The 12,114-nt window shown below is 64.8% G+C and carries 5 protein-coding genes and 1 tRNA gene; 1 reads left to right on the forward strand and 5 read right to left on the reverse strand.

Translation table 11 applies throughout. The features are described from left to right. Positions 1 to 292: 292 nt before the first annotated feature. The 5 genes from ACWIE7_RS17625 to ACWIE7_RS17645 all read right to left on the reverse strand — a co-directional run bounded on the left by ACWIE7_RS17625 (position 293) and on the right by ACWIE7_RS17645 (position 11,648). Positions 293 to 739 (reverse strand): hypothetical protein, encoded by a 447-nt coding sequence (locus tag ACWIE7_RS17625; protein ID WP_452101058.1) that lies wholly within the window; start codon positions 737 to 739, stop codon positions 293 to 295. A gap of 478 nt (positions 740 to 1,217) precedes the next feature. Continuing rightward, on the reverse strand, positions 1,218 to 1,859 hold the full coding sequence (locus ACWIE7_RS17630; RefSeq protein ID WP_454070120.1) for a hypothetical protein: 642 nt from the start codon (positions 1,857 to 1,859) through the stop codon (positions 1,218 to 1,220). 28 nt (positions 1,860 to 1,887) lie between these two features. After that, positions 1,888 to 5,280: a Swt1 family HEPN domain-containing protein gene (locus ACWIE7_RS17635; RefSeq protein ID WP_454070121.1), complete on the reverse strand. Its 3,393-nt coding sequence runs from the start codon at positions 5,278 to 5,280 to the stop codon at positions 1,888 to 1,890. Positions 5,281 to 5,297: 17 nt separating this feature from the next. After that, on the reverse strand, positions 5,298 to 8,084 hold the full coding sequence (locus ACWIE7_RS17640; protein WP_454070122.1) for a DUF1156 domain-containing protein: 2,787 nt from the start codon (positions 8,082 to 8,084) through the stop codon (positions 5,298 to 5,300). Between the two features lie 99 nt (positions 8,085 to 8,183). Then, on the reverse strand, positions 8,184 to 11,648 hold the full coding sequence (locus ACWIE7_RS17645; RefSeq protein WP_454070123.1) for a helicase-related protein: 3,465 nt from the start codon (positions 11,646 to 11,648) through the stop codon (positions 8,184 to 8,186). Between the two features lie 177 nt (positions 11,649 to 11,825). Between ACWIE7_RS17645 and ACWIE7_RS17650 the strand changes: the two genes are divergently transcribed. Next, positions 11,826 to 11,912: transfer RNA gene (locus ACWIE7_RS17650), tRNA-Phe, on the forward strand. Positions 11,913 to 12,114: the final 202 nt, after the last annotated feature.

The following is a 12,114-nucleotide window of genomic DNA, read 5'->3' on the forward strand; positions in this document are numbered from 1 at the left end:
AGCAGCTGTGGCAGCTCCAAGCTTTTCTGCTGGGGCGGTGGATCCTGCCAATCGCCGCGCTAGTCCTGGTGGGACTGTCAGTGTGGTCGTGGCGCCGCGGACACATCTGAGTAGCGACCTAGTGACGCCGTGGGGGAGTGAGACGGGGTGCGGATTGTCGGAACGCGACTTATCGGCACTCTGGCCGATCGTCTTCCGATGTAGACCGCCAGAGAGGTCGGCTGAGGAGGCCATGGCGTTGCCGGCGGTTGGGGTGCTTGAGAACGGGGCCGGCGGGGCCGCTGCTGGAAAGTCAGAGGAATGGGTAGTTCGCACTTCGGAGCAGCGTGTAGGAGCATGCCTCTCCGTTTCGCTCGGCATATCCGACTCCTACCAGGGGGTCGGGGTACTGATAAAGGGTGAACGGTCGAACCACATGTAGATCGCTCGTCATGCCGTCGTAAGAACCCACGGCGCGGTAGGCGTCACCGATCCGGACCGCTGTAAGAGGGCCGGGTCCGCACACGACAGCGTCCTTGAATCCGGCGTTATCGTCGAGGATTTGCGGACTTTCCCAGGCCCTCTCGTGGCGCTGATCGAAGGTCATGAAAAGCGCTAGAGCCTTTGAGGCTCCCTCCTGCGCCAGTCGTGAGACCTCTGAGTCTCGCGTCAGTGTGACTGTCGAAGTTGGCCGGATCGACTCGGGAATCGTCGGGATGTGTTCCTCGAGGTGACGATTAAGTTGCTCGATCGTATCCACCTCGAGAGGGTTCGGTGCGTGCGCGACCGGTACGACTGGCGATGAGTCCTCCGACGACCCGAGAGATCCGAAGGGCTGAGCGGAAGCAGCGGCGGGAGCAGCGGGGAGGAAAAGCACGACAGCAAGCGATACTAATGTTTTTCTCATAACGTCATTAGATCAGGTAGCGACACCCGACCAGGCCGGGTTTCGAGGTTTCGTGTGCGTGGATGGTCAAACCGGCTGAGCAATCGGCATTGAGGATTGGCTTCTCCCCAGAATCTGTCGGCAAGGTGTCCGTGACTGTGCAGACGACAGTCGGGCAGTACCACCTCGCCATCACCCCGGTAAATGTCGACAGCTAGCCACCTAGAGCAGCTCGGCGGTAGGCGCCGGCGTGTTGACCAGCGTTCTTGACGAAATCTGACATTATCGGCGCATTGTGGGGCAGGTCGATTTTTCGCAGCAGAACGCAGCATTCGTGTTGCGGGGAAAAGCGCTACTTGTGCAGAACTCGCGCAGCCTCGCGGAACGCTCGGGCTCGTTCGTCGTTGCGCTCCTGGCGTTGCTGTTCGCTGCGCGCCCCGGACAACCCACCGGGTCCTGGGCTGTACGTTTCTATGCGCGTGATTCCGCGGGCTCGCAGCTCAGGATGGGTGCGCCGAGCCCTTATGTGGACCTGCATCGGTGCTCCTTTTCCGAGCTCGATCACGACTTTCAGGTGAGGCATGTGTGCGATCAGCTCGGCCAGTATGTCCGCTCCTAGGTGCACCTGGTCCTGGGTCAGGTCGGCCCGGCCGTTGCCTAGTGGCCAGGGGTAGGCATTCCACGGCAAGTAGTCGGCGTAGGCGATACCGCTCGACTTGAGTTGTTTGGCGACGAATCGCGCAGCATCATCGTCGTTTTCTACAGACAGCATTTTGGTGCCTCCTACGCCGGTGACGTTGTCGGGAGGCGACGACAGTAGCCCCAACACGCGGGCATTGAGGCCGCCGTGAATCGGCGCGATGTAGGGGACCACGCCGTGCGAACGGTGTCGGCGGTTGAGGCCATCAATGAACATGTTGACGTCTTCGGTGGGACCATCGAACCGCTCTGCCCATTGGCGATCACGGTACGAGGGGGCGGACAAGCTCGGCATGATTCTCCTCGCGCAGGGGTGCTCGGACCTACTCGAACTCTCCGTCGAGCTTGAGGGTTGTGGTGTTTTCGCGGACTGTGCGGACGACTGCCTCGTCGAAGCCCTCCGGCGCTGTCGCCTCGATGTCGAGGGTCACCCGGACGGTGGCTCCTGGCTGTCGTCGCAGGTTGTCTGCGATTTCGTTGAGGATGTCTTTGATTTGCCCCGATGGCCGGTCGGTGGGCACGTCGAAGCTGGCGTAGTAGCGCCGCGGCTTCGGTGGGCCCGGTGGCGGCACCGGGTCCGTATCGGGCCGCGGCCCGACTGTGCCCGGGCCGTCGTCCGGGTCTATGTCGTCACTGCCGGATTCATTGCTGCCGTCGTTCTCGGGTCCACCACCATCACCGTCCGCAGCGTCGGCTGCGTGGCGGTCTCGCAACTCCTGCTCTCGCTGCGCTCGTGCCCGTGCGATCGTGACGATGAGCGCATTGTCGGCGAGGACGGTGGGCCGCTGGGGGTCCTCTGGCAGGACGAGCCCTAGGTATTTCTCACCGTCCTTTGCTTCGGCGAGTGCGAACCCAGCATCGAGGACGTCGGCGTGCGAGGTGAGCCCCTTCACCAGTACGTCGCGGTCGCGGAGTCGTTTGAGGTAGGGGTACTGCGTGTAGTAGCTCCACAGTTGGCCCACCGTGATTTCGCCGTTAGACCATGCCGACTTCAGAGGACCGTTGAGGTCCATGTCGATAAGCGAGTGCGCGATCCCCACAGAAAGCAGAGAGTCGTTGCGGGCGCGTTCGGCGGCACGCTCAGCGAGAGTGGACCCCTTGCCGTCGGCCTTCTCAGCGGCGAGCGTCTGCTGCTGGCCCGGAATGCTCTCGGGGTAAAGGAGCCAGACATACGCACTCCACAATTGTTGTGTCACGGTGTCGTCGGCCTGTGCGGCTCGCTCGATGGCTTGCTTCTTTTGGCTGGCAGTGAGATCGAAGGCGGTGTCAGCGGCATCGACGATGTGTCGCCAGGCGAGGTACTTGCGCGTGCTGCTCTCGAGTTCGGCGTTGCGCTTGGCGTCGGCGGCGAGGAATAGGAGCATGTTGCGGTGGGTGCGAGCTCCGGCACCTTTGGAGGCCAGGACCTTGGTGACGTATTCGCCAGCGGTGCCGTCGGCCTTCTTGCTCGCGTTGGTGTACCTGGGCGGGACGAGGACGAGGCGCACCTGGTCCTGGTCGGGTACGTCGGCCGGGCCGCCGGGGGCGATGTGAACGGCGGCGAACCCGTCGGGTCGCGTGGTTTGGTGCGCCCGCAGCCGGCGCTCGATCTCCGCCCACACGTCTTCGATCGGAAGGCCGGCCGCGTAGTCCGTCGCCGCCCGAGAGGTGTTGGCCTGGGTGTCGTACCAGTACGCGGTGCCGCCGGAGTAGAAGTAGGTGGCGCGATCGGCGATGCTCTCCAGGGCGGAATGGAAGTTGCCGGGGGTGTCGCCGGGCAGGGCGGTGCCGAGGAACACCCGTGAGCGGTCGATGCCCTTCTGCGCACCGTGCAGGGTGGGGGTGGCGCCGAGGAAGACGGTGCGGGCCAGTCGCCGGGCGGTGTGGCGCTTTCCATACACCGGGGAATCCGAATCGACTTTGGTGGGCACGGCACCGGGACCGTCGACGTCGGTGGCTATGATCGCTTTCCACTGATCGTCAAGGTATTGGGTGAGTTCGGCGTTCACGCGGTCGTCGGCGAGTGGAACGTTGCCCGGCATGATGAAGGGCGCCTCGGAGTCGGAGGCCCACAGGGCGTGGACGATCTCGTTCATGAGCCGGAGGACACCGCGGGTGCGTTGGAATCGAGGGAGGGTAGACCAGTCGGCGTAGAGACGGTCGAAGAGCTCGGGATGGATTGGGTAGCAGTCTCGGATCCGCTTTTCGTAGTCCGTGCTCTGCGCGTCCTTGGGGAAGACGGTGTTGTGTTTGCGGTAGTAACCGACCATCGCCTTGGCCACCCCGGAGATAGTGCCCAGTGCGGCGCGGTCGGGGCTGACGAAGAGCCGACGCCGAACGATCTCGAAGGACTCGTCGGCGTCAGCCGGGCGCCACTGGTCAGCAACGCGCGCCACCACACGCTGCAGCCGGTGAAGGGTCTCGCGACCGTTCTGGCCACCGACCTCCTCGTCGTTGGTGACAAACTCGCCCTCGTTCATCTCCGCCGACGCCGGGATGGAGACGAGCACGAGTACGCCAGGTACTGCCTTGGCCGCCTCGGTGAGGGTCTGGGCGAAAGTGAACTGGGTGTCGAACGTTCCCCCCGGGAGATCATCGCGCCCGTAAAGTTCGCGGGCGTAGGCCACCCACTCGTCGATGAGGATCACCGCGGGCCCGAAGCGCTCGAAAAGGTCGCGGAGCTTACCGCCGGGGTTGGTGTGCGTCCGGTCGGCGTCGGCGACCATCGCGTAACCCTCGGGCCCTCCGAGCCGCCACGCGAGCACTCCCCACAGCGTGTGGCAGACGGTGCCGTCTTCCATCACGTTGGGCGCACCGGCCTGGAGGTGATTGCCCACGATCGCCACCCGCCGTGCGCCGGTGGGAAGGTCGTGACCGGCGAGTAGGTCTCGCAGGTCCTGCGGCAGTTGGAGGATCGGGGTGCCGGAGGCGAGGTGCCACACGGCGAGCATGGAGTGGGTCTTGCCGCCGCCGAACGTGGTCTGCAAGTTGATGACGGGGCTGGCACCGGGGTCGCCGCCAAGACGGCGTGCCGCGCGAAGCAGAAGGTCCTTGAGTCCCTCGGTGAGGTAGGTGCGCTCGAAGAACGGGACCGGCTCGCCGTACTCACTGCCGGCGCGGCCCGCAGCCACCTCGTGCAGGTCAGCGGCAAACTGCGCGGCGTGGAAGTTCCCGGTGGCGACGTCGGGGTGGGGTTCCAGAACGGTCCGCCATGAGGGCAGGTTGTCTCCCACCGCTTCGGCGAGCCCGGCCTGGCGGCTCACCGCTCGATCGTTCTTCTCGGCGGCCAGACGCTGTACTTCCCGGCGGTGGACGTCCACCTCGTCGGCTTGGACCGGCTGGCCACACGCGCGGAGCAACCGTGACATCGAGTCAAGCGCCCGGTAGGCGTCGTCGTTGGTGAAGCCCTGGGACATCGCATGGGCCCAGGAATTGCGGGTGTCCCGAAGCTCCGAAGCGAGCGCTTGCTGCCCGTGGCCGACCGCGCTGTTGAGCGGGAACCAGCCGGTCTTGATCCGGCCAGTGACGTTCTCGGTGAGCAGCCGCAGGCTGCACTGGGGATCCGTCGGTTCGTACTTGCCTTTGGCGTTTCCCTTGGCCTTGTCAACGGTCCGGAGGAGGTCAACCCACGGCACGCCGTTGAGTTCGGGCGCGAGGACGCGAGTGAGGAACTCATCCAGTCCAATACCCATCGAAGTGAAGCCGCGGCCGACGCGTTCGTGGTTGCTCAGTGCCATGAGGGTCCTCCGGGTGGTCAGAAGAGCTGGTTTTCGGCAACGCCCGTGCGTGCAGCGGTGAGGATGTCGGCCCACGACGTAACGAGGGCGTTGAAGGGGATCGCAGTGGTCGAGTCCTTGCGGTCCTCCGCCAGGGAGAAGAGTAGGAAACCAAGCTCCTTAGCGAGGTCGAGGTCCACATCCGATCCCGCAGACCCTTCCTGTGCGCGGGCCATTAGCCGGCCGGCACCGTCGATGCCATCCTTCTGCAGTGCCGAGGCCAGGTGGATGACGAGTTCCCACAGCGAAAGATCGGTGTCGGTAGCGGGGTCGTAACCGGCCTCGCCATACTGCTCGTCAATGACATCCGGGCCCAGCAGCGTCATCTTGCCGCCGCCGGCCGTGAGAATGCCCGAACGCTGCAGCTGGGCGATGTCCACGCCTCGGGCCCGGGCGAGGGAATCCGCGTCACCATAGAGGGCGGTGGCGAAACCGTGCTGACGGAACCACGCAAGAGCGAAGCGAGTGGGATTATCAAAGTCGCCTTCCTGCTCCGCCATGACCTCGTCGAGTATGCGATTGACCATCTGAAGAGCAGCGCGGACAGTCATCTTGGAGCCATCGTCCTCAAGGACACCCGAGTAGCGAGAGAACACAGCAATGCCCGGACCAATCGCAGCCTGCGGCAAGTCAACCGGCGCGATGCGCCCTTGCTGGAGCTCCTTAAGCGCAGGAGGGAGTTCCGACTTGAGGATGCTGAAGAATCCTCGTCTGTCGATCTTGGGCGCGTCCTCGGAGCGTGGGCGGAGCGCTAGGACGATGGACGAGGCGAGAGCGTTCGTGCCCTGGGAGAGCATACGATTGCTCAGCTCGCTGCGCATCGGCCACGTCGCGGTAATGGACCAGCCGCCGCGAATCATTCCTTCGAGCAGAGTCTCCCACCCGGTGGATGATTCTCCACCCAGCGCCGATTCAGACTGCTTGAAAGCATAGTAGACAGTGATGGGTGAGTCGGCCAGCGCGTTTTCTCGGGCTCGCGCGAAGACTGTACGGAATCCGGACTCGAAGAAGTCTTGCGCGCCCTGTTTGCCGTCGTGACGATAGGGATTGGCGACGAGCTCTTCCGCTTTTGGAACCAGGAGTGTTCCGAATAGGTCGGGATGGATCTCACTGAGGCCTCTGCGGAGCCAAACATAGAAGAAGTCAGAGAGATCAGAATAACCAATATTGTCGTAGTACGGTGGATCGGTCGAGATTAGCTCTCTGCCAACAGCTTTAGAGGCATCTTCATGTCTAACGACTGCACTATTCGATACAGCTGGCAAGCGCTGCATAACTCGAGTGACCCACAGCACGCTCTCCCAGAATGTGCCGCTAGAAGATGCAAAGAAATTAGCCTCCGCATAATCCCAACTCATTGCAATTGCCTGGCGTGAAAAGACTCCCCGGACCTGCTCTTTTGAAGGGCTCGAATCCCAGCCGCAAACAGCCGAGTTCCGGTCGATTGTTCGTGTGAAAACGATCATTAAGTACGTCGCGACGGCATCGGCGTACGCGGCGGCGTCGGCACCGTCGGCGGCTAGGCGGTCCCCGATGGGCAATCCCACGGTTAGTGCATCGGCGAGGACCCGCTCTCGTGCCTCGCCAACAAGATCGCTGAAGGTCGTGAGCGCGGTGAGCTGGCGCGGAGTGAAGAGGTCTGCAAACTCGGTCAATCCATAGGCCGGTGTCCAAACGTTGCGCGGGTCATATGCCAACGACTGGGTTGGAACATTCTCAGGCCGCGCGATTATTGCCGCGCGTTCGTGCTCTTCAGTCGGCGATAGATATATCCGAGTCCGCTTGCCTTCGGCAACGGTGGCCATGAGCTGGGCGCCCATCCGGCCTGCCATTCCTTCGGATTTGATGTAATTTCGATCGATTGCGGTCTTGCAGGAGACGCACATGGCGCCCGTCCTGCTAACCGTTCCGTCGTCTTCTCTTGTCGGCGCCTCCGCTTTGTCGTGTCCGATCGTAAAGCGCACTTGTCGGTCATCGACGGTGGGGACGACGTAAGCTTCCTTCCCCTTCTTCTTGCCCAGCCACCACGAGCGCACCAGCGGCATCTGGATACCACAGGCGGGGTTGGGACACGTTACGGTCCGCGCCCAAATCCACGCGATCACCGACTTAGGTCCGTCCGGCGACTTCGCCTTGGGATACAGGTGTCCGATGCGCTTCTCGGCCTCATCGCGCATCCATTGCCCGTAACGTCGGACGTCCTCGGCCAGACCTGTCGCCCGTGGCCAGGTGCTACCGAGCTCGTCCACCGTGCCAGGGAATACCGGCGGGTGGTCGGAGAACTTCGGAGGGATCTCGATGAGCGCTTTGTTGATGAGCACGGCCACTGGGTTGAGGTCGGAGGCGTGTGCCTCGAGCCCGAGCCGCTGCGCTTCGAGTGGGATGGACCCGCCGCCGGCGAAGGGGTCGAGGATCGGCGGGGGAGTGTCGCCGCAGGACTTCCGGATCTCCGCGCGGGCCTCATCGAGTAGCGCCTCGTCGGTGGTGTTCTCCCACACCACCAGCCGCTCGATAAGGTCGTGCAGCCTGGCGCGCTCACGCACAACTTCCTCATCGGTGAGATCAGGATTCGAAGAGGGGTCGTCGACGAGTTGGGCGAAGAGCACAGCCCGGCACGCGGCCAGTGGCCGTCGGGCCCACCACAAGTGCAGCGTCGACGGGTGCCCGTGGCGGATGGACTTCTCCCTGGCCGACTCGGCGTTGATCTTCTCCAACGGCAAGGCCACCTCGATGAGCTTTCGCCGTTGGATGTTCGGGGTCGTCACTTGGGTCTCCTGGAGGGGTCTGCGCACGGCAGACCGCGCCATGTCTGCACTTCATGTTTGTGCAGTCCACCGTAGTTCACGCCGGTCCGAGGAATGTGCTTACCTCGGTGGCCCGCCCTTGGCCCACATGGCCCGCCAGTCGCCCTCGACCCCGGTGGTCTCGAAGGCGCCGAAGTCCATGCCAGCGCAGGGGTCTACGAGGTAGCGCACTTTGTCGTGCTCCGGTCCCCGCAGTGACACTGACACCAGTGCTAGGCGGTGGCGTGGTCCCATGTTTTTTCCGCAGAGCACTTGGGTCTTTGAAAAGTGGAAACTCGTTGCGCCTTCGATTCTCCCCTTGACCTCGATGAACACGCCTTCACCGTCGGCGTCGGTGGAGTAGATGTCATAGCCCGGGTTGGAATGCGACTGCGCCTCCGGGATTCGGCCCAGGGCCTCCTCGGCGGCGAGCACTGCCGCCACCGCGCGGCGGTCTGTGGCGTCTGTGTCCGCGGCGTGGGCGCCCAACTCGGGGGTGATCCAGTCGGCGGGCACGAGTAGCGCGGCACCCTCCACTACTAGGATCTCGGCTCGGACCACGCTCTGGCTGCGCAGGTCGTCCAGCCGCGCGTCGCGCCGGGCTACGAGCTCGTCGCGGTCCGCACGGAGCCGGTCCGGGGTGCGCCCGCGTGAGGGCCGTCCGCGCGGGGGAGACTCCTCGAGGGTTACGGCGGTGTCGTCAAGATAGTTGATCGTTTCGGTCATCCGCAGCTCTACTTCACGGATCGCCTTGGCCACGCGCGCCTCGATGCGTGAGCGGGTCTCGGTGAGGTGGTCGGGCACGAGGTGGGTGGTCGCCCACGCCGTGATCGCCTCCACCGTCGCCCCGCCGAGCCACGGCTGGTGGAGCAGGTCGAGTACACGCGGATCACCCTCGGGACGTTCCATCCCGGGTAGCGGTCCGGCGTCGAGGTAGGGTGCCACTCCTCCAGGCTTGATCTCGCCGTCCTGGCCGACGGTGGCGAACTCGAAGCGTCGGGAGACCGTGCGTCCCCGTCCGTCGGCGATGGTTCCGGTGGCCGCGAGCAGCAGGCGCGGGCCGCCGGTGAGCCGGTCGTGTTCGACGAGTACCGTGCCGCGTTCCAGGGCGCTGCGGGTCCGCTCGTAAGTGAGGCCGAGCACGGCGTCCATGAGTGGGTGCCCCGGCGCGAGCAGCTCCGCGGGCCGGGCGCCTCCGGTGTCTTGAGGGTCGAAGGTCACCCGCAGGTATCGGGTGGCGACCGGTCCGGTACCGACGCGTTGCCGCAGCACGGCCGGCACATTGCGGATTTCGTAGCGGCCCTTCTCACGCGCGGACACCCGGCCGCCCAGCCGCTCGAACGCCGCGAGGAAGTACGCCTGGACGTTGTGGGGCTGGAGCTTGCGGGCGCGGGCCTCCTCCATTCGCCGTCGCATGGCCTGTAGCGATTCACCGCGCACACCGTCGTCCGCCAGCTGGCGCTGCGCGAGTAGCTCGTCGAGCCCGGCCGAGACCTCGGCGTTGACGACTCGGTCGAGCTCCGCCATGCGTGCGGGGTCGTCTCCGTAGCGTATGGCGTCTATGAGAAGCGAGCGCAGCGGCGTGTCTCGGAACGCCTCGCCGAGGACGTCGAAGAGCCGACCGTCGTAGGCTGCCCGCTGTTCCTCCATCTTGCCGAGCAGTCGGGTGAACACCTGGCCCTCGCGCGTGCCCTCGGCGACGAGGTTCCACAGCTGACAGACCTGTCGCTGGCCGATGCGGTGGACACGGCCGAAGCGCTGCTCGATCCGGTTGGGGTTCCACGGCAGGTCGTAGTTGACCATGAGGTGGGCGGCCTGGAGGTTGAGGCCCTCGCCTGCGGCATCGGTGGCGAGCAGGATTTGGCACTCGGGGTTGTGGGAGAACTCCTCGCGCACTCGCTGCCGCTCCTCGCGCGGGGTGCCACCATGGATTGTTACTACCGCCTCGGGCCGGCCGAAAAGAGTTGAGATTTGATCCTCGAGGTAGGTGAGGGTGTCGCGGTGCTCGGTGAAGACGATGAGCTTGCGCGGACCAGCCTCGGGATCGGTCTGCGGGGCTGTGAGGACTTCGGCATCGAGGATCGAGCGGAGCTGGGCCCATTTGCGGTCCTCTCCGGCGTCGCGCACCCCGCGGGCCATGTCGACCAGGCGATCGAGTTCGTCGATCTCCAGCTGGAGCTCGGCGACAGTGCGGGCCGTTGTCGCGGCATCGACCACTGCGTCCTCGGCCTGCTCGCGTTCGGCCGCCGAGACCTCATCATCGTCCTCCCACGCCGCGTCGACCACAGGCGTGTTGCGCGGTGGGGCGCCGAACGGCCTGCCCGCCTGCTCATCTCGGAGCCGGAGCCGCAGCCGGTCGCGGCGGCGTTCGAGGGAGCGGACGATGGCATGGGTTGATGAGGCCAGGCGGCGCTGGAGCACAGTGAGCGCAAAGCCGACCGTGCGGGTGCGCGTGTCGTCGAGGTCGTCGGCGCGGTTCATCTGCTCGCGGACGTAGCGGGTCACCTCCTCGTACAGCTCGCGCTCGGCATCGGTGAGCTCATACTCCACCGTCTCCGCGCGGCGCTCGGGAAAGAGCGGCGTGCCGTCGAAACGGAGCAGGTCCTCCTTGACCATGCGGCGCATGTGGGCGCCCGCGTCCGGGCTCGGGGCGCCTGGCGGGTGCGGGCCGCCGAAAGTGTCGGGGTCGACCAACGCGAGGAACGCCCGGTACGCACCCGGGTTGCCGGAGTGCGGGGTAGCCGTCATGAGCAGCAGGTGCCGGCTGATCTCGCTGAGCAACTGGCCGAGCTCGTAGCGCTTGGTGGCTTGGAGTTCCGTGCCATACCACTGCGCCGACATGCGGTGCGCCTCGTCCACCACGACAAGGTCCCAGCGCGATTCCGCGAGGATCGCCAGCAGATCCTCGTTGCGGGCGAGTTGGTCCATGCGGGCGATCAGCACGGAGGCGTCGGCGAAGGGGTCGTCGACCCTATTGATGTGCTCGCGGCTGAGTACCTCCGCGTGGATCCCGAACTTGCTGCGCAACTCCTCGTGCCACTGATCGACGAGACCGCCGGGCGCGACGATGAGTGCACGCTGGACGTCACCGCGGAGCTGGAGCTCCTTGAGGTAGAGCCCGGCCATGATGGTCTTGCCGGCGCCCGGGTCGTCGGCGAGGAGGAACCGTAGCTCGGTGCGCGGGAGCATTTCCTCGTATACCGCGCGGATCTGGTGCGGCAGCGGGTCGACGTCGGACGACGAAACGGCCATCATCGGGTCGAAGTGTCCGGCCCGCATGATGCGCAATGATTCCGCCGCCAGCTTGAACTCAGTGGCGTCGGCGTCGAAGGTCCACCGCGCGCGGTCGGAAGCGAGACGGAGACCAGTGAGATCGGACTCGTAAAGAATCGTCGAGCCAGCCTGGCCATCTCGACCCTCGTAGTAGACCTTGACGCACCCAGGCCCCTGCGGAAGGCACGCGGCGATGGTGACCACGCCGTCCGCGAGGCCCTCGACAGGCACACCCTGCTGGAGGTCGGTGAAAGTGATGGGAGCGGAGGCCATGGTGCGATGGTTGCACACCATGGTGTGCAGACTTCCAGGACCGATGCGGCCGGAATTCGAAAGCAGTCGGGTTTCCCCTCTGGAGTAGGCCCGGAGGAGCGAGGTCTAGGCTAAGGTTAGAGCCCTACGCATAATCCCGACGCTGAAGATGTCGCGTCCCTCAAGACCACCATGCGTGGCGGGTTGGCCGAGTGGCCGAAGGCGCCGCATTGAAAATGCGGTGACGATGAAAATCGTTCAAGGGTTCGAATCCCTTACCCGGGCCTTTTCGTCCCGTTGGGGTACACCCGTGCGGGACGGTGGTGGCGCCGCCGTCGCCTGTGGACTTGATCGCTCTGTGGCGGTCTTCTGTGGTTACTTCTTGGCGGCGACGTACCAATCGGGCGTTCTGGCCGGAAGAATTAGAGCGAGTCGGCGGCTCACGGGTGCGTGGTGGGGTTTGCGTCGGTTTTGTCAGAGTCCGAAT

The organism is Dietzia sp. NPDC055343, from assembly GCF_053645265.1.

Coding starts and splice junctions, on each gene's coding strand:
- ACWIE7_RS17630 (WP_454070120.1), bottom strand. CDS start 1,859: ATGCCGAGCTTGTCCGCCCCCTCGTACCGTGATCGCCAATGGGCAGAG.
- ACWIE7_RS17635 (WP_454070121.1), bottom strand. CDS start 5,280: ATGGCACTGAGCAACCACGAACGCGTCGGCCGCGGCTTCACTTCGATG.
- ACWIE7_RS17645 (WP_454070123.1), bottom strand. CDS start 11,648: ATGGCCTCCGCTCCCATCACTTTCACCGACCTCCAGCAGGGTGTGCCT.